Here is an 18,640-nt window from a genome sequence, read left to right as displayed (position 1 = left end):
TATTTGCCTGGCGCGGAATGAGAAAGGAAATCGGAATGGCGGTGGTCGAGCCAACCGGACGATCGACGACGGACGTTGGAGGCAGGGAATCTGATCGCCTCGCCGCCCTCGGACAACTCGATCTCCTTGAAGCACCGAGGGATCACGGCATTGAACGCGTCGTGCGGCTCATCAAGAACGTCTTTTCAATCGACATCGGGATCGTTTCCCTGATGGACGCCCATCGGCAATGGTACATGGCCTGCTCTGGGCTTTCGGCAGAGGAAATGCCGCGCGAAGACACATTCTGCCAATATGTGGTCGCTTCCGAAAAGCCCGTTATTGTGCACGACACCACGAAAGACCCGCGTTTTTCACAGCATCCGGCCGTGACAGGCGAGGAGCATATTCGGTTTTACGCTGGCGTTCCCCTGAAGACGAGGGACGGACACACAATCGGAACCGTGTGCGCGATCGATCGCACCCCACGAGCTTTTGCCGACAGGGAACTTGACGTTCTGACCGAGCTGGCAGGGGTGGCGATGGACCGGATCGAGTTGCTCCACTCAGCTGCGACGGACGGATTAACCGGCACCCTCACGCGACGCGCCTTCCGCGAAGAGGCGGACAAGCTGATTTCGCTGGCGATCCGGCATGGACACGCCCTTTCGTGCATCGTCCTTGATGTCGATCACTTCAAGCGCGTCAACGATACCTATGGACACTCTGCCGGTGACGAGGTCTTGAAGGCTGTTGCCTCCGCCTGCCAGTCCAGTCTGCGGGCAAGTGACCTGTTCGGACGGCTTGGTGGCGAGGAATTCGCCGTCATGCTGCCGCACGTTGACGCCAAAGGCGCTCTGGCTGCCGCGGAAAAGCTGCGAGGGGCGATTGCCGCCCAGGCAATCCATGGTGACTTTGGCCCACTTGCTGTCACCGCCAGTTTCGGCATTTCGGCACTGTCGGCCAACACCAGGGATAGCGCGACATTACTCGCGCAGGCAGACGCAGCAATGTACCTCGCCAAATCCGCCGGCCGAAACCGCTGTGTCGAGTGGGAAGCTGGTCGTCAGGCCGGCCCCCGTCAAAGCGTCCTGAAAGCCGGTGCCATCCTTTACGATGACCGTCGCTCAAAGGTCGGTTGCACGATTAGGTCACTTGGTCCCGATGGTGCGACGGTCACGGTTTCGAACTCCGCCGGCATTCCGCCGGAACTCGTGCTGGTCGTTGCCGGCGAGGGTTTCGAGACCAGATGCCATGTGGTCGCACGAGATCGACAAAACCTGGAACTCGCCTTCGGGTAGCACCATATCGCAGCCGCCGCGCGGGTCGATCAGAGCTGGATCCAGGCGGTCTTGAGGTCGGTGTACTTTTCGAGCGCATGCAGCGACTTGTCGTTACCGTTGCCGGACTGCTTGACGCCGCCGAGCGGCACGGTGTTGTCGGCGCCGCCATAGGTGTTGACATGCACGACGCCCGCCCGGATGGAGCGCACCATGCGGTGCGCCCGCGACAGGTTCGCGGTCCAGACTGCCGATGCAAGCCCGTACTCGGTGCCGTTGGCGATGCGGAGCGCATCGGCCTCGTCTTCAAAGGGGATGATCGACAGGATCGGGCCGAAGACCTCTTCTCTCGCAAGCGTCATGCCCGGCTCGACGTCGAAGATCGTCGGCTGCATGTAGAAGCCGCCGGTCTCTTCGAGGATGCGTTCTCCGCCGGTCCTTAAGCGTGCGCCCTCGCCCACCGCCTGCTCGGCGAAGCCGAGGTTCTTCTCAAGCTGGATTTCGCTGGAGATGGCGCCGGCTTCCGTCGACAACAGCAGAGGATCTCCCACCTTCATGGTTGCCGCGATTGTGGCCACTTTCTCGGCGAAGGCTTCGTGGATCGACCGCTCGACCAGCAGCCGCGAGCCGGCAACGCAGACCTGGCCGGAGTTGCGGAAGATGCCATAGGCCGAAACCTTGGCCGCCTGATCGAGATCGGGCGCATCGGCAAAGACGATGTTGGGCGACTTGCCGCCGAGCTCCAGATAGACGCGCTTGAGGTTGGAGCGCGCCGAATACTCCAGCAGCCGCCGACCGACGCCGCCCGAGCCGGTGAATGCCAGCACATCGATATCCGCATGGAGGCCGATTGCCTCGCCGGTGATTGCCCCCCGGCCAGTGACGACGTTCAACACACCTTCGGGCAAGCCAGCCTCTGCGCAGAGCTCCGCGAGCCGCAGCAGCGTCAGCGACGCGCCCTCTGCCGGCTTCAGGATCACCGAATTGCCCGCGGCAAGCGCCGGCGCGATCTTCCAGGCGCCGATCATCAGCGGAAAATTCCAGGGCACGATGGCGGCGATGACGCCGACCGGCTCGCGATGGATGAGGCCGAGGACATTGCCCGCGGTCGGTGCGATCTCGCCATAGACCTTGTCGATCGCTTCGGCATAGTAGCGGAAGGTGCCGGCAGCGCTGCCGGGCTCCGCCTTCAGCGCCATCGAAATCTCGGTGCCATTGTCCCGCACGCCAAGAACGGCAAGCTCGAGAGCGCTTTTCTCGATGAGTTCGGCGACGCGCAGCAGCACTTTTTTGCGCTCGGCGGGTGCGGCCCTCGACCAGGCGCCCTTCTCGAAGGCCGCGCGGGCGGCCAGCGCGGCGGCATCGACGTCGTCGATGCCGGCATCGGCGATCGTCGTCAGTCGCGTCCCATCAATCGGCGAGATGACGTCAAGCGTCCCGCCGGACGTAGCGTCGCGCCAGACGCCGCCGATGAAGAGTTTTTGCGGCGGCACCACGTCGCGGCGCAACTGGTCGATTTTGTCCTGCATGTGTCCCATTCCATGTGTCAGGCGGAAGAGCGGCCGATTTTTCGGCCGCCCCTATCGGATCAGATCTCCTGGCCGGCGCCAAGCCGGGCGAATTCGAGCGGGCGGCCCGATTTCAGCATCGCTGCCAGGATGAGGCCGATCACGCCGGCAATGACGACAAGTCCGGGCAGGAAGACTGCAAGCAAACCGGTGGCGCCGGCAAGATCGCCGAAGTTGATCGCAATGGCGATGATCACCGCGATCAGGATCAGACCGGTGATCACCGGGATGATCTTGGTCACGAGCGTATTCGATTCCAGACCCGGATTGCGGTTGAAAAAGGCGACGATGGCGAAGGCGGTAAAGGCCATCAGCACCATGACTGCGAGCGTACCGACATTGGTCAGCCACGAGAACAGCGCCAGCACCGGATCCTGCCCGGTTGCGGCAAACAGCGCGACGACGAGCACGGCCGTGATCGTCTGGATGACCGAGCCCGCATGCGGGCTATGATAGACCGGATGGGTTACGCCGATTGAGGCCGGCAACAGGCGCTCGCGACCGGCGACGTAGAGGTAGCGGGCGACACCGTTGTGGAACGCGAGCACACCGGCAAACAGGCTGGTGACGAAGAGTACGTTCATGATCGGCGGCAGCCAGCCGCCGGCATAGCGCTCGGCGAGACCGAAGAGGAAGGTCGTCGGGTCGGCCAGACCCTGCAGTTCCGGCACCAGCTTGTCGGAGCCGACCGCATTCACCATCAGCCAGGAGGTCAGCATGTAGAAGACGCCGATGATCAGCACGGAGATATAGGTCGCGCGCGGCACGGTCCGGTGCGGTTCGCGGGCTTCCTCGCTGTAGATCGTCGTCGCCTCGAAGCCGATGAAGGCGGCAAAGCAGAACAGGATGCCGATTGCCGGCGAGCCTGACAGCAGGGCCGAAGGCGTGAAAGACGTCATCGTCAGGCCGCTGTCACCGCCCTTGGCGATGATCGCGACGTCAATGACAAGCACGACCAGATATTCGAGAATGACCAGCACGGTCAGCACCTTCGCCGACAGGTCGACTCGGCGATAGCCGAGAACGCCGACGATACCGATGCCGATGAAGGTCCAGACCCACCACGGCAGGTCGATACCAAGCCCGGCAAAGAGGCCGGCGGTTGCGGCACCGAACAGGCCGAAGACGCCGATCTGCATAGCGTTATAGGCAAGGATCGCGATCATCGCGGCAGCACCTCCCATCAACCCGCCCAACCCTTGGGCGGTATAGGCATAGAAGGCGCCGGCGTTGCGGATATGCCGCGCCATGGCGACATAGCCGATCGAGAACATCAATAGGATCAGCGTGACGAGCAGAAACGTGCCGGGGATACCGGCGCCGTTACCGAGCAGCATGGCCAGCGGCACACCGCCGGCAACCGCCGTCAGCGGCGCTGCGGCCGATACCACGAGAAATGTGACGGCACCGACCCCGAGCGCATTCTTGCGCAGCTGGTTGGCGCCGGTTGCGGGCGACGATTGATTGTCCATAGCTTCTTAGCTCCCCTTTTCTTGGCACTATTTGCCTTTGCCTCAGGTCCATCTCTCCAAAGGCATCCTCCGCGAAGCTGCTGCAGACCATGTTGTTTTTTGTTCTTGGTCCCGCGCAATAATCGGTTCAATATTCAAACCGTTGCTTCAAATATAGACTTGCAAATGACACGGCGACCTGTCAAGTTATTTCGCATGTTAAGTATCTCTGCCGACTAAAAACGCGATACGGATGGCGCAACCGCCTGAAAATCAAGGGAACAGGCATCGGGATCACTGGCGGCGGCGCTCGACGAAGGAAGATTGGATGAGCACAATCGGAAAGGCACTGGCCCTTTTGGACGCGATCTCGCGCCTCGACAGGGAAGCGGGTTTGAGCGACATCGCCAGGCACTGCGCGCTCGACAAGGCGACGGCGCGACGCTTTCTCGTCGAGCTTGAAAGACATGGTTTCGTCGAACAGGATCCAGACACCAAACGCTATCGTATCGGCGGCGCGCCGGTCCGGCTTGCCCGCATCAGGGAAGCACGGTTTCCCTTTCTCACGCTCGCCATTCCCTTTGTAAAAGAGCTTGCCAACACATCGGGCGAGACCGTGCATCTCTCGGAATTTGTCGCAGGCCGGCTTTCGACCGTTCACGTGGAAGACTCGCCGCGCGCCCATCGGGTCATCGTCGATGTCGGCAGCCCGCTGCCCCTCCATGCAACGGCCTCAGGCCACGCCTTCCTCGCCTTCTGCCCGCAAAGGCAGGTCGAGGATGTCCTGTCGGCACCACTCGAAGCCTTCACCGAACACACGATCACCTCGAAAACCGAACTGCGCCGGCTGCTGACGGAGACCGCCCATCGCGGCTATTCGATCAGCCAGCAGGGCTTGGAGAGCGGCGTCATCAGCGTTGCCGCGCCGATCCGCGCGCCAAACAGCGTACCGATCGGCGCGATCGCCGTTGCTGCACCGGAGGTGCGCGCAAATGCCGACACGATCGCGGAACTCGGGCCGGTGACGGCGGCGATCGCCAAACGCATTTCCGAGAAATTCTTTGGGTTGGAGCAGGCGACTGCCAATCCGCTGGCAAGGAGGGCCGGCTGATGAATGCAATGAACCGTCTGCCCAACATCCTCGTCGTCGGAACGGGCGACACCAAATGCGAAGAGCTTCAATTCATGGCATCCGTCATCCGCGAGGCCGGTGGCCTGCCGGTGATGATCGACGTCAGCGTTCTCGGTGATCCGCCCTATGCACCGGAATATTCACGTCACGATATTGCCGAAGCGGCCGGCACGTCGATCGTGGCGATCGCCGCAAGCGGCGACGAAAACAGCGCGATGGAGTTGATGGCCAAGGGTGCGGCCGCTCTGACCCGCAGCCTCTATGATGCGGGCCAGGCCGATGGCGTCATCATTCTCGGCGGCTCGATGGGCACCGATCTTGCACTCGATGTCGCAGCATCCCTGCCGCTCGGCGTGCCGAAATTCGTCGTCTCGACCATTGCCTATTCGCACCTGCTGCCGCCGGAGCGCATCGCGCCCGATCTGATGATGATCCTTTGGGCGGGCGGACTATACGGCCTAAACGGCATTTGCCGGTCGGTGCTGTCGCAGGCCTGCGGCGCCGTGGTCGGAGCGGCCCGTTTCGGCACCAGGCCGGACAAGGATCGCCCACTGATCGGGATGACCTCGCTCGGATCGAGCTGCCTCAAATACATGAAGTACCTGAAGCCCGAACTGGAGCGGCGCGGCTATGACGTCGCGGTGTTTCACGCGACCGGCATGGGCGGCCGCGCCTTCGAGGCGATTGCCGCGCAGAACGGCTTTACCGCCGTCTTCGACTTCTGCATCCAGGAGGTCAGCAACCATCACCACGGCACCGTCGTCACCTCCGGACCGGATCGGCTGGAAAATGCCGGCCGCGCCGGGATCCCGCAGCTTGTAGCACCCGGAGCGGTCGACATGGTCGACCTGCCCGCATGGCAGGCGCTGCCCGCCGTTTTTGCGGACCGCCCCTATCACGCCCACAACCGGCTGCTCGGTTCGGTGACCACATCGCCCGAAGGTCGGCGCGAGATAGCCCGCATCATCGGCGGCAAACTCGCCGATACCAGCGCGGAGGTCGCCTTTATCCTGCCGCTCAAGGGCATTCAGGAGTGGGACCAACTGGGCGAACCGCTGCACGAACCGGAGGCGCTCGACGCGTTCATCGACGAGATGCGCCGCGCCGTGCCCTCCTCCGTCCACCTTCACGAAATCGACAGCCACATCAATGCACCGGAGTTCTCCGCCATGGCGCTTGCCATCTTCGACGACTGGATCGCCCGCGGCGTGATCCCGGAAGGCCGCCCGTGACCAACCGCGCCCTCGTCCTCGACTTCGGCGGCGTCGTCACCCGCACGCTGTTTGAAACCCATGATGTCACCGAGCGGGCGCTCGGCCTTTCGCCTGGCAGCCTGACCTGGCTCGGTCCGTTCGACACGGCGACCGATCCGCTCTGGGTGTCGATGCAAAGGCGTGAGATCACCGAGCGCGACTATTGGATGGAGCGCACCCGCGAAGTCGGCCGTCTTGTCGGCGAAGACTGGAGCGATATGAAGACCTTCGTCCAGCGCGCCCGCGGCGCCGAGCCGGAGCTGGTGCTGCGTCCGGAAGCGCGCGACGCGATCCTGCAGGCCAAGGAAGCCGGCATCAGGCTCGCCATTCTTTCCAACGAACTCGATCTTTTCTACGGCGTGGAATTCCGCAAATGCTTTCCGCTGATCGAGCTTTTCGACGTCATCGTCGATGCCACCTACACCGGCATCCTGAAGCCGGACCCACGGGCCTACGAACGCGTTCTCGCCGAACTCGGCCTGCCGCGGGAGGCCTGCGTCTTCGTCGACGACCAGAAGAAGAACATCGAGGGCGCGGAGGCCGTTTCCCTGCCCAATGTGCACTTCGATGTCACCAGACCCGCAGAAAGCTACGCCAGAGCCCTTCGGATGCTCGGCATTTGAACTGACCAGGAGCAAGACATGCGCGAAACCAACTTTCTCATCGAGAACAACGCTCGCCACCTGTGGCACCCGATGGCCCACCCGGCCGAAATGCACGCGACGCCGCCGCGCATCATCAATGCCGGCGAAGGCGTGGAGATCGTCGACATCCACGGCAAGACGGTGCTCGATGCGGTCGGGGGCTTGTGGAACGTCAATCTCGGCTATTCCTGCGAACCGGTGAAGAAGGCGATCCGTGACCAGCTCGACGAGCTGCCCTATTATTCGACCTTCCGCGGCACCACCAATTCGCCGCTGATCGAGCTCTCCTATGAACTTGCCGAGTGGTTCAAGGCGGATGGTCTCAGCCGCTCGTTCTTCACTTCGGGTGGCTCGGATTCGGTCGAGACCTGCCTTCGCCTCGCGCGCCAGTACCACAAGCTCAACGGCCAGCCGGAACGCACGAAATTCGTGGCGCTGAAGAAGGGCTATCACGGTACGCATTTCGGTGGCGCCTCGGTCAACGGCAACGCCAATTTCCGCCGCAACTACGAGCCGTTGCTGCCGGGCGTCTATCACCTGCCCGCCCCTTATACCTACCGCAACCCGTTTGCGACCACCGATGGCACCGAGATCGCCAAGGGCATTGCCCGCCTTTTCGAAGACGAGATCGCTTTCCAGGGTGCCGATACCATCGCGGCCCTGATCATGGAGCCGGTGCTCGGCGCCGGCGGCGTGATCGTACCGCACGAGACCTTCATGCCGCTAATGCGCGAGATCTGCGACCGCCACGGCATTCTGCTGATCGCCGATGAGGTGATCACCGCCTTCGGCCGCACCGGCGCCTGGACCGGCTCGCGTCTCTGGGGCGTCAAGCCGGACCTGATGTCGACGGCAAAGGCCATCACCAACGGCTATTATCCCTTCGGTGCGGTGATGATCTCCGACAAGGTGGCCGAAGCCTTCGAAACCAACAAGACGGCTGCCGGCTCGATCGGCCATGGCTACACCTATTCCGGCCATCCGGTCGGGGCCGCCGCGGCTCTTGCCGCACTCAAGGAAACCAAACGCCTCGATGTTGCGACGAATGCCGGCGCACGCGGCGAAGAACTGATGGCCGGTCTGCAGGCGTTGCACGTCAAACACGAGCTTATCGGCGATGTCCGCGGCAAAGGCTTGATGTGCGCGCTTGAACTGGTGTCGGATCGCGAGAAGAAATCGCCAGCCGCCAAGGACGTGGTCCAGAAAGTGCAGGACGCGGCCTACGAGGCCGGAGTCATGGTCCGCACATCCGGCCCGAATGTGATCCTGTCGCCGCCACTCGTCATTACCGCTGAGGATGTGACGCGCATTCTTGCGGCTCTCGATGCGGGCCTAAGCGCTACCGAGGGCAAGTGACATGAGCGATACGGCAGCGCTCAAGGAACGCCGCGAACGGTTACTCGGCAAGAACATGTCGCTCTTTTACAGCGACCCGGTCCATATCATCAGGGGCGAAGGCGTATGGCTCTTTGATGCCGACGGCAAACGCTATCTCGACTGCTACAACAACGTGCCGCATGTCGGCCATTGCCATCCGCGCGTGGTCGAGGCGATCTCCCGGCAGGCGTCGACGCTCAATACCCACACGCGCTATCTGCATGAGGGGATTCTCGACTATGTCGAGCGGCTGACGGCGACGTTCGACCGCAGCCTCGACACGGCGATCCTCACCTGCACCGGCAGCGAGGCCAACGACATCGCCTTGCGCATGACCCAGGCGGTGACCGGCAAGACCGGGGTCATCGCCACCGATCACACCTATCACGGCAACACCACTGCTGTTTCACAGCTGTCCACCCGCATGCCGCCGGTCGGTGGCTTCGGCGGCCATGTGCGCCACATTCCGGCGCCCGACAGCTACCGGCCGCTCGGTGGCGTGCCGGGCGAAGCCTTTTCGGCGGCGTTTGCCGCCGAGGTGGAGAAGGCAATCGCCGATCTGCGGGAGAGCCCCTTTGGCTTCTCCGCTTTGATCATCGATCCGTTCTTCGCCAATGAAGGCTTTCCCGATCTGCCGTCGGGCTTCCTCGACAAGACGGTTGCCGCAGTGCGCAAGGCCGGCGGGGTGATAATTGCCGATGAGGTGCAGCCAGGTTTCGGCCGCACCGGCGGCCACATGTGGGGTCACCAGAGGGCCGGCATCGTCCCCGACATCGTCACCTTGGGCAAGCCGATGGGCAACGGCCATCCGATTGGCGGCGTCGTTGCCGGCAGCGATACGTTGAATGCGTTTCGCAAGGCGTTCCGCTACTTCAACACCTTCGGCGGCAACCCGGTCTCCTGCGCAGCGGCGATGGCCGTGCTCGACGTGATCGACGACGAGAAGCTGATCGACAACGCCCGCGAGGTCGGCGCTTACGCCAAGGCCGGCATCGACCGGCTCAGGCACAAGCACGCCATCATCGGCGACATCAGGGGCAGCGGCCTGTTCTTCGGAGCGGAACTCGTGCTCGACCGGGAGAAGAAGACCCCGGCCGTCGATCTCGCCACCAAGGTCGTCAACGACATGCGCGAACGCGGCGTGCTTATGGGCAAGCTCGGCATTCACCAATGCGCGACCAAGATCCGCCCGCCCATGCCGTTTTCCAGGGAGAATGCCGACCTGATGATGTCGACCCTCGACGACGTCCTGTCGGGCTTGTGAGCAGTCCATGGCCGAGCATCTGCCACAACCTCTGCTCGATGCCCTTGCAGCGCGAGCGCATGAGGCCGCCACCCACTGGGAACTTGAGAACGCCCAGCCGACATTGCTGAAATACCGGGAGAACGCCGTCTTCCGGATCACGCTTGCCGATGGTGAACCGGCAGCGCTCAGGCTCCATCGTCCCGGTTATCATGAGGAAGCCGCGCTGCGCTCGGAACTACAGTGGATGACGGCGCTGCGCGAGAGTGGCCTTGCCGTGCCGAGCGCCGTTGCAACCCCGGGGGGCCACCTTCTCGTCAGTCTCGAGCCCACGGATACTTTTGCTGGCCAGCATGCCGACATCGTCAGCTGGATGCCTGGCGCGCCTCTTGGCGAAAGCGGCGTTCCGCTCGCCTATAGCGGCGAGCGGCAGATCGCGATTTTTTATGCGCTCGGCGTCATGATGGCCGACATGCACGATCTTGCCGATCGGTGGTCGATGCCATCAGGCTTCAAGCGCACAGCGTGGGACGTCGAGGGACTGCTTGGCGACAGGCCGGTCTGGGGCCGCTTCTGGGACTGCGATGGCCTGTCCAACGAACAGAAGCTTGGTCTGTGCGATCTGCGCACCCAACTCCGACGCATCTTCGATGCGATGTCGGACAACGAACTCGACTACGGCCTGATCCATGCCGACCTCGTGCGCGAGAACGTGCTGGTTCAGGGCGACGGCGTGGCGTTCATCGATTTCGACGATGCGGGCTTCGGCTTTCGCCTGTTCGATATCGCCACGGCGCTTCTGAAAAACCGAAACGAGCCAAATTACGAGGCGATCGAAAGGTCATTGATCTCTGGATACCGGAGCAGGCGGCCGCTCACCGATGTCAGCCTCTCGACGCTGCCGATCTTCACGACGCTTCGTTGCCTGACCTATATCGGCTGGTTTGCCGAGCGGCCGGAACTTACCGGCGCTCGGACCCGCGTGCGTCGCTACGCCGATGACGCGCTGCAGTTGGCGCAAGCGTTGCCGGCCTTAGCATGACGTCTGCCTGCGACCGCTCAGTCGCCGAGCGTTGCGAGTTCGTCCAGCATGTCGAGCAGCACCTCGACGCGTTCACGACCATAACGCGTTTCGAGCTGGTCGTAGATCGCCCGGCTTTCCGGGCCGACATCGGCAATGACACGCATGCCGGCAGGCGCGATCTCGAGCAGCACGCGGCGCCCGTCATCGGCGTCCTTGTGTTTGGTGATCAGTCCGCGTTCCTCGAGGGAGCGGATGATCCGCGTCAGGCTCGGCGCCAGGATGAAGGCTTTGTCGGCCATCTCGGACGCGTCGACCTTGCCGGATTCGGCCAGAATCCGGATGACGCGCCATTGTTGCTCGGTGATTTCGTGACGTGCCAGCATCGGCCGGAAATGCCCCATCACCGCTTCGCGCGCACGCAGAAGCGCGATCGGCAAAGATCGACGCGTATTGTGGGGAAGAAGGGCGTCGGGCCCAAGCTCGGTAGGGGTTTTCGCACGGCTCATGCCCGATCTATGGGCGATTTTTTTGCTTTCTGCAATTGCCGTCGGAAACCCGACCGGCGCGAAAGCCGCTTGACAGCGCATGCCTTATTGTTAACATGTTAAATAATAGCTCGGTGACCTGAGGACCGAAAATGCCGCACTTCACGATCGAATATTCCGCCAATCTCGACGCGCGTGTCGACTTCGACCGTCTGTGCCGCACGATCCACAAGACCATCCTCGACACTGGCCTCTTCGAAATCGGCGCCATCCGCGTGCGCACGATCCGCTGCGCCGACTATGCGGTTGCCGATCTCTTGCCTGAGAACGGCTTCATCGACATGGCCTTCCGCATCGGACACGGTCGCTCCGATGCGGAAAAAAAGGCGACCGGGACAGCCATTTTCGAGGCGGTCACACAGGAGCTCGCCAGCCTTTTCGTCACGCCCCATTTCGCACTCAGCCTCGAGGTCCGTGAGATCGATCCGGACCTCAGCTGGAAGAAGAACGCGATCCATCCACGACTCCGCCCGAAGGGCAACTGACACCGACGGAAGTCGGCACAACGTTTCTGCGCCCGCTTGAACGGCAGCGCACCACGACTGGAGAATGACATGTCCAAACTCGACGAGAACCTCACGAAGGCGGAAGCCTATCTCGCCCGCTTCCGCACGCACGGCGTCTTGAACCATATCAATGGCGAAGCCGTGCCGGCAATCGACGGCGACAGCTTCGAGACGATCTCGCCGGTCGATCTGAAGACGCTTGCAACCGTCTCGCGCGGCAAGGCAGCCGATATCGATCGCGCCGCCCGCGCCGCCAAGGAAGCTTTCCCGGCCTGGGCCGCAATGCCGGGCGACGCGCGCAAGAAGCTCCTGCACAAGATCGCCGACGCCATCGTTGCACGCGCAGAAGAAATCGCCTTTGTCGAGTGCATGGACACGGGACAGTCGCTGAAGTTCATGGCCAAGGCAGCCCTGCGCGGCGCGGAGAACTTTCGCTTCTTCGCCGACCGTGCGCCGGAGGCTCGTGACGGCAAAATGCTCCGCGCGACCGACCAGATCAACATGACCACGCGCGTGCCGATCGGCCCGGTTGGCATCATCACGCCGTGGAACACGCCGTTCATGCTGTCGACATGGAAGATCGCGCCGGCGCTTGCGGCCGGCTGCACCATCGTGCACAAGCCGGCCGAATTCTCGCCGCTGACGGCGCGCCTGCTCGTCGAGATCGCCGAGGACGCTGGCCTTCCCAAGGGCGTCTGGAACCTCGTCAACGGCTTTGGCGAGGACGCAGGCAAGGCGCTGACCGAGCATCCCGCGATCAAGGCCATCGGCTTTGTCGGCGAGAGCCGCACCGGGTCGCTGATCATGAAGCAAGGCGCCGATACGCTGAAGCGGGTGCATTTCGAACTCGGCGGCAAGAACCCGGTCGTCGTCTTTGCCGACGCCGATCTGGAACGGGCTGCCGACGCGGCGGTCTTCATGATCTATTCGCTGAACGGCGAGCGCTGCACCTCTTCCTCCCGCCTCTTGGTGGAACAGAGCATCTACGACCACTTCACCACGTTGGTGGCCGAAAAGGCCAAACGCATCAAGATCGGCCATCCGCTCGATCCTGAGACCGTCGTCGGTCCGCTGATCCATCCGGAGCACGAAAAGAAGGTGCTGGAGTACATCGACATCGGCCAGAAGGAAGGGGCGACGGTTGCCGCCGGCGGCTCCAAATTCGAGGGTCCCGGCGGCGGATGCTACGTCCAGCCGACGCTGTTTACTGGCGCCAACAATGCCATGCGCATCGCTCAGGAGGAAATTTTTGGCCCGGTCCTGACCGCCATTCCCTTCAAGGACGAGGCCGAGGCGCTGGCCCTCGCAAACGACGTTCAATACGGCTTGACCGGCTACCTCTGGACCTCCGACGTCACGCGTGCCTTCCGCTTCACCGACCACCTCGAAGCCGGGATGATCTGGGTCAATTCGGAGAACGTCCGTCACCTGCCGACACCCTTCGGCGGCGTCAAGAGCTCCGGCATCGGACGCGACGGCGGCGACTGGTCGTTCGACTTCTACATGGAAACCAAGAACATCGCGTTTGCCAGCTCGGCCCATGCGATCGCCAAGCTCGGCGGCTGAGCGCGAGATAGAACCGCGCCGCCCATAATCTGGAGGAGACAACAATGCCCTTACCGAAACCGAACCTTCATCCGCCCTTCAACATCGTGCGCCTGAGCCATGTCGAACTCGCCGTCACCGATCTCGCCAAGTCGCGCGCCTTCTATGTCGACGTGCTCGGCCTGCAAGTGACCGACGAGACCACCGACACGATCTATCTGCGTGCGATGGAAGAACGCGGCCATCACTGCATCGTGCTGAAGAAGGCGACGACAGCCGAGGCCCGCGATCTCGGTTTCAAGGTTTTCGGCGATGAGGACCTCGACAAGGCGGCGCATTTCTTCAAGCAGAAGGCGTTGCCGGTCGAATGGATCGAGCGTCCCTACCAGTCGCGCACCTTCCGCACCCGCGATCCCCAAGGCATCCCGCTCGAATTCTATTCGAAAATGGACCGCCTGCCGCCGATCCACCAGAAATATGCGCTTTATCGCGGCGTGAAGCCGTTGCGCATCGACCACTTCAACTGCTTCTCGCCCAATGTCGATGACGCCGTCGCCTTCTACAACGAAATCGGCTTCCGGGTGACCGAGTATACGGCCGACGAAGAGACCGGCCGTCTCTGGGCCGCCTGGACCCACCGCAAGGGCGGCGTGCACGACATCGCCTTTACCAACGGTCGCGGGCCGCGACTGCACCACACGGCCTTCTGGGTGCCGACGCCACTCAACATCATCGACCTGCTCGACCTGATGTCGACCTCTGGCTGGCTCGCCAATATCGAGCGCGGCCCTGGCCGCCACGGCATCTCCAATGCCTTCTTCCTCTATGTCCGCGACCCGGATGGCCATCGCATCGAGATCTATTGCTCGGATTACCAGACGGTCGATCCTGATCTCGAACCAATCAAATGGGATCTCAAGGACCCGCAGCGCCAGACGCTTTGGGGCGCGCCGGCGCCACGCTCCTGGTTCGAGGAAGGCAGCCAGTTTGCCGGCGCCGAGACGGTGGAATCGGCATTGAAGGCGCAACCTATCATCGCCCCGTAAATCGGGGCATGAAAGGCTGGGTGCCGGCACAAGAGATCTGGCAGCCATCGGCACAAGGGGAGGAACGGAATGGACGAGAAGACTTTCGGGGAGTGGTCGCAGAAGGCTGCGGAATGGGGATCGGCCTATAGGGCGTCGTTGCGCGACCGCCCGGTTCGTGCCCAGACGGCACCCGGCGCGATCGCCGCACAGCTCCCCACCAAGCCGCCCCAGACCGGCGAGGACATGCAGGCGATCTTCGAGGATTTCGAGACGATCATCCTGCCGGGAATGACCCACTGGCAGCACCCGCGTTTCTTCGCCTATTTCCCCGCCAACGCTGCGCCCGTCTCCGTCATCGCCGAGTATCTGGTGACGGCAATGGCCGCCCAATGCATGCTGTGGCAGACCTCGCCGGCGGCAACCGAGCTTGAAACCAGGGTTCTCGATTGGCTGCGCCAGGCAATCGGCCTGCCCGACGGCTTTTCCGGCGTCATCCAGGACTCGGCCTCCTCCGCCACGCTTTCCGCAGTGCTTGTCATGCGCGAGCGCGCCTTGAACTGGAAGGGCAACAAACAAGGCCTCAGCGCGCACGCTCCCTTGCGCATCTACTCCTCGGACCAGGTCCACACCTCGATCGACAGGGCCATCTGGGTGTCGGGCATCGGCGAGGAAAACCTCGTGCGCATCCCGGTGGCTGGGCCGCTGCAGTCCATGGATTGGCAGGCGCTCGAAGCGGCAATATTGAGAGACAAGGCCGCAGGGCTTCTGCCGGCCGGCGTGATCGCCTGCACCGGCGGCACCAGTACCGGCGCCTGCGACGATATCGCCGCGGTCGTGCGGGTCGCCCACAAGCATGGCCTTTATGTCCATGTCGATGCGGCATGGGCAGGCTCCGCGATGATCTGCGAGGAATTCCGCTCGCTCTGGGCCGGTGTCGAAGAGGCGGATTCAGTCGTCTTCAACCCGCACAAGTGGCTCGGCGCGCAGTTCGACTGCTCCGCGCACTTCATCCGCAATCCGGATGATCTCGTCCGCACACTGGCGATCCAGCCGGAATACCTGAAGACACACGGCCGCGACGGCATCATCAACTATTCCGAATGGACGATCCCGCTCGGCCGACGCTTCCGCGCATTGAAACTGTGGTTCCTGCTGCGCTTCCACGGGCTGGACGGCTTGAAGAAGATGATCCGCAACCATGTCGCCTGGGCGAGCCGCCTTGCCGAGCGCCTTGCAGCGAATGACGACTTCGAAATCGTCACGGCCCCACGCTTCTCGCTGTTTTCCTTCCGACATCTCGGTGGCGCCGACAGCGATGCTCACAACATCGCACTCGTCAACGCCATCAACGACGATGGCCGAATCTACCTGACCCAGACGCGGGTCGACGGCCGCGTCGCCATCCGCTTCCAGGCCGGCCAATTCGACATGACGGAGGCGGATGCCGATGTCGCGTTCGATGTCATCACCGAGATCGCGGTGCGAATGTCAAACCAGTGATCCACGAGATCAAACATGCCTGCCCGTCGGCATCGCCTGACCAGGCCGGAGGATTGAAATGACCTTTGCGAAATTCGCCACCTTCGCCGCCGCTGGCGGCCAGGGATACGGCCTTGTCACCCAAGATGGCATCATCGACCTATCCCGGCGCTACGGCTCGAAGTGGCCGACGCTGCGGGAAGTCGTCGCCGACGGCGCCCTGACAAAACTGGCGGACGAGGCTTCCGCCCTCGCTCCGGATTTGTCACTCGCCGATATCCGCTTCGAGATCCCGATCCCTGCACCGGAAAAGATCATCTGCGTCGGCGTCAATTTCCCCGATCGCAACGAAGAGTATCGGGATGGGCAGGCAGCGCCTTCCAACCCGTCACTGTTCATCCGCTTTCCGCGTTCCTTCACCGGTCACGGGCAACCACTGATCCGTCCACCCGAAAGCCCGCAGCTCGACTACGAGGGCGAGATCGTCATCGTCATCGGCAAGGGGGGCCGGCGCATCCCCGAGGCCTCGGCGCTCGACCACATCGCCGCGCTGTCGCTCTGCAACGAAGGCACGATCCGCGACTGGGTGCGGCACGCCAAGTTCAACGTGACGCAGGGCAAGAACTTCGACCGCACCGGGTCGATCGGGCCATGGATGGTTCCCTACACCAATGAGGCGCAGATCGCCGACATCAAGCTTGAGACCCGCGTCAATGGCGATGTCCGGCAGCAGGACCGCACAAGCCGGATGATCTTCTCGTTCCGCAAGATCATCAACTACGTCTCCACCTTCACGACGCTGGCGCCAGGCGACGTCATCGTCACGGGGACGCCGACCGGCGCCGGCGCCCGTTTTGACCCACCGATCTGGCTGAAACCCGGCGATATCGTCGAGGTCGAGGCCGATGGCATCGGCGTGCTGCGCAACCCTATCGCCGACGAGACCTGATCCATGTTGAATACGACCGAAATCGCCGATGCGGCAAAGGCGCTGGATGAGGCGGAAAAAAACCGCGTCCAGACCCACCTCCTCTCCCTGAAGCATCCCGGCATGACGATGGACGACGCCTATGCCGTGCAAGCGGCCTGGGTGAAGCAGAAGATCGCGCGGGGTCGCCGGGTCATCGGCTGGAAGATCGGGCTCACCTCCAAGGCGATGCAATATGCGCTCAACATCGACATCCCCGATTCCGGCGTGCTGTTCGACGACATGATGTTCGAGGATGGCGCGATGATCCCGAAGAACCGCTTCATCCAGCCGCGCATCGAGGCAGAGATCGCCTTCGTCATGAAGGCGCCGCTCGCCGGCCCCAATGTCAGCGTCTTCGACGTGCTCAACGCCACGGACTACGTCACCCCGGCGCTTGAAATCCTAGATACGCGCATCCTGCGTGTCGATCCGGAAACGAAGAAGGCCCGCACCATCGTCGACACGATTTCCGACAACGCCGCCAATGCCGGCATCGTCATCGGCGGCCGGGCCATGCGCCCGCAGGATGTCGACATGCGCTGGATGGGCGCCATCGTCTCGCGCAATGCCGAGGTCGAAGAGACCGGGCTTGGTGCCGGGGTGCTCAACCACCCGGCCCGCGGTATCGCCTGGCTCGCCAACCGGCTTTCCAGCTATGGCGACCGCATCGACGCCGGGCAGATCGTGCTTGCCGGCTCCTTCATCCGCCCCGTCGAGGCCCGCCACGGCGACACCATTGTCGCCGATTTCGGGCCGCAGGGAACCGTCAGCTGTTACTTCGAATAGGGTGCGCCCATGCCTGCTCCACGCAATATGTTCAAGTTGGCACTTGCCGAAGGACGGCCGCAGATCGGCCTTTGGCTGGCGCTCGCCAATCCCTACACCGCCGAGATCTGCGGTGGTGCCGGTTTCGACTGGCTGCTGATCGACGGCGAACATGCGCCCAATGACGTGCCGCTGATGATGGCGCAGTTGCAGGCGCTTGCCGGTTCGCAGAGCCATCCGATCATCCGTCCGCCGATCGGCGAGGCCTGGCTGATCAAGCAGCTCCTCGATATCGGCGCGCAGACGCTGCTGGTGCCGATGGTCGAAACCGGTGACCAGGCCCGCGCGCTGGTCCGGGCCGTGCGCTATCCGCCCCACGGCATGCGCGGCGTCGGTGCTGCGCTCGCCCGTGCCTCCGCGTTCAATCGCATCGACGATTATCTCCCGACTGCGAATGCCGAAATCTGCCTGCTGCTGCAGGTGGAAAGCCGGGCGGGTCTGGCGGCTATCGACGATATAGCCTCGACCGAAGGCGTCGACGGCGTCTTTATCGGCCCGGCGGATCTGGCCGCCGACATGGGCTTTCTCGGCCGGCCCGGTGCGCCGGAAGTGCAGGAAGCCGTCGAGGCCGCACTGGCGCGGATCCAGTCGCACGGCAAGGCTGCCGGTATCCTGACCTCGGACACTGCACTTGCGAAACGTTACCTCGAACTCGGCGCGCTTTTTGTTGCGGTCGGAAACGATGTCAGCCTGCTGGTGGGGGCGACCAGTCGCCTGCGTGCAAGCTTTGCCGAGCATGCTTCTGCACCGATAGCCGGAGCGAACACACCCGCCTCTGGCTATTGAAAGGC

Annotated in this window: 17 protein-coding genes; 14 read left to right on the top strand and 3 right to left on the bottom strand. The window is 63.0% G+C overall.

The genetic code is table 11. From position 1 onward, the window contains the following. The first annotated feature begins 35 nt into the window (after positions 1-35). Positions 36-1,280 (top strand): GGDEF domain-containing protein, encoded by a 1,245-nt coding sequence (locus tag AC1Q80_RS21470; RefSeq protein WP_492361764.1) that lies wholly within the window; start codon positions 36-38, stop codon positions 1,278-1,280. Positions 1,281-1,309: 29 nt separating this feature from the next. On the opposite strand, the gene AC1Q80_RS21465 is transcribed toward AC1Q80_RS21470, so the two are convergent. Next, complete coding sequence (locus tag AC1Q80_RS21465; RefSeq protein ID WP_492361763.1) at positions 1,310-2,788, bottom strand: aldehyde dehydrogenase; 1,479 nt, start codon at positions 2,786-2,788, stop codon at positions 1,310-1,312. A 59-nt stretch (positions 2,789-2,847) separates the two neighbouring features. After that, positions 2,848-4,299, bottom strand: coding sequence for an APC family permease (locus AC1Q80_RS21460; protein ID WP_492361762.1), 1,452 nt, complete (start codon positions 4,297-4,299; stop codon positions 2,848-2,850). A 307-nt stretch (positions 4,300-4,606) separates the two neighbouring features. Between AC1Q80_RS21460 and AC1Q80_RS21455 the strand changes: the two genes are divergently transcribed. The 6 genes from AC1Q80_RS21455 to AC1Q80_RS21430 are packed head-to-tail and all read left to right on the top strand — an operon-like array spanning position 4,607 to position 10,969. After that, positions 4,607-5,389 (top strand): IclR family transcriptional regulator, encoded by a 783-nt coding sequence (locus tag AC1Q80_RS21455; RefSeq protein WP_492361761.1) that lies wholly within the window; start codon positions 4,607-4,609, stop codon positions 5,387-5,389. Then, on the top strand, positions 5,389-6,642 hold the full coding sequence (locus AC1Q80_RS21450) for a Tm-1-like ATP-binding domain-containing protein (RefSeq protein ID WP_492361760.1): 1,254 nt from the start codon (positions 5,389-5,391) through the stop codon (positions 6,640-6,642). The genes AC1Q80_RS21455 and AC1Q80_RS21450 overlap by 1 nt, the downstream gene beginning before the upstream one ends. Further along, positions 6,639-7,286: an HAD-IA family hydrolase gene (locus tag AC1Q80_RS21445; RefSeq protein WP_492361759.1), complete on the top strand. Its 648-nt coding sequence runs from the start codon at positions 6,639-6,641 to the stop codon at positions 7,284-7,286. The genes AC1Q80_RS21450 and AC1Q80_RS21445 overlap by 4 nt, the downstream gene beginning before the upstream one ends. An 18-nt stretch (positions 7,287-7,304) precedes the next feature. Continuing rightward, positions 7,305-8,663, top strand: a complete 1,359-nt coding sequence (locus AC1Q80_RS21440) for an aspartate aminotransferase family protein (protein WP_492361758.1) — start codon at positions 7,305-7,307, stop codon at positions 8,661-8,663. A gap of 1 nt (position 8,664) precedes the next feature. Next, entirely contained in the window at positions 8,665-9,948 is a 1,284-nt protein-coding gene (locus tag AC1Q80_RS21435; RefSeq protein ID WP_492361757.1) for an aspartate aminotransferase family protein, read from the top strand. 7 nt (positions 9,949-9,955) lie between these two features. Next, complete coding sequence (locus AC1Q80_RS21430) at positions 9,956-10,969, top strand: phosphotransferase enzyme family protein (protein ID WP_492361756.1); 1,014 nt, start codon at positions 9,956-9,958, stop codon at positions 10,967-10,969. A 17-nt stretch (positions 10,970-10,986) separates the two neighbouring features. Here AC1Q80_RS21430 and hpaR read toward each other — a convergent pair whose 3' ends face one another. Further along, positions 10,987-11,457 carry a homoprotocatechuate degradation operon regulator HpaR gene (gene hpaR, locus AC1Q80_RS21425; protein ID WP_173423387.1) on the bottom strand — a complete coding sequence of 157 codons (471 nt, stop codon included), beginning with the start codon at positions 11,455-11,457 and terminating at the stop codon, positions 10,987-10,989. Between the two features lie 131 nt (positions 11,458-11,588). Between hpaR and AC1Q80_RS21420 the strand changes: the two genes are divergently transcribed. The 7 genes from AC1Q80_RS21420 to hpaI all read left to right on the top strand — a co-directional run bounded on the left by AC1Q80_RS21420 (position 11,589) and on the right by hpaI (position 18,635). Further along, entirely contained in the window at positions 11,589-11,981 is a 393-nt protein-coding gene (locus tag AC1Q80_RS21420) for a 5-carboxymethyl-2-hydroxymuconate Delta-isomerase (protein ID WP_492361755.1), read from the top strand. A 69-nt stretch (positions 11,982-12,050) separates the two neighbouring features. Then, positions 12,051-13,568, top strand: coding sequence for a 5-carboxymethyl-2-hydroxymuconate semialdehyde dehydrogenase (gene hpaE / locus AC1Q80_RS21415; RefSeq protein ID WP_492361754.1), 1,518 nt, complete (start codon positions 12,051-12,053; stop codon positions 13,566-13,568). A 44-nt stretch (positions 13,569-13,612) separates the two neighbouring features. Beyond that, positions 13,613-14,593 (top strand): 3,4-dihydroxyphenylacetate 2,3-dioxygenase, encoded by a 981-nt coding sequence (gene hpaD, locus AC1Q80_RS21410; protein WP_209790233.1) that lies wholly within the window; start codon positions 13,613-13,615, stop codon positions 14,591-14,593. A 69-nt stretch (positions 14,594-14,662) separates the two neighbouring features. Beyond that, complete coding sequence (locus AC1Q80_RS21405) at positions 14,663-16,075, top strand: pyridoxal phosphate-dependent decarboxylase family protein (protein ID WP_492361753.1); 1,413 nt, start codon at positions 14,663-14,665, stop codon at positions 16,073-16,075. A 58-nt stretch (positions 16,076-16,133) separates the two neighbouring features. Further along, positions 16,134-17,003 carry a fumarylacetoacetate hydrolase family protein gene (locus AC1Q80_RS21400; RefSeq protein WP_492361752.1) on the top strand — a complete coding sequence of 290 codons (870 nt, stop codon included), beginning with the start codon at positions 16,134-16,136 and terminating at the stop codon, positions 17,001-17,003. 3 nt (positions 17,004-17,006) lie between these two features. Next, entirely contained in the window at positions 17,007-17,810 is an 804-nt protein-coding gene (gene hpaH, locus AC1Q80_RS21395) for a 2-oxo-hept-4-ene-1,7-dioate hydratase (protein ID WP_492361751.1), read from the top strand. 9 nt (positions 17,811-17,819) lie between these two features. After that, entirely contained in the window at positions 17,820-18,635 is an 816-nt protein-coding gene (gene hpaI / locus AC1Q80_RS21390) for a 4-hydroxy-2-oxoheptanedioate aldolase (protein ID WP_492361750.1), read from the top strand. Positions 18,636-18,640: the final 5 nt, after the last annotated feature.

It is taken from the genome of Ensifer sp. GW823-FHT05D09, from assembly GCF_058795755.1.
This window is presented reverse-complemented; position numbering and strand designations above follow the sequence as displayed.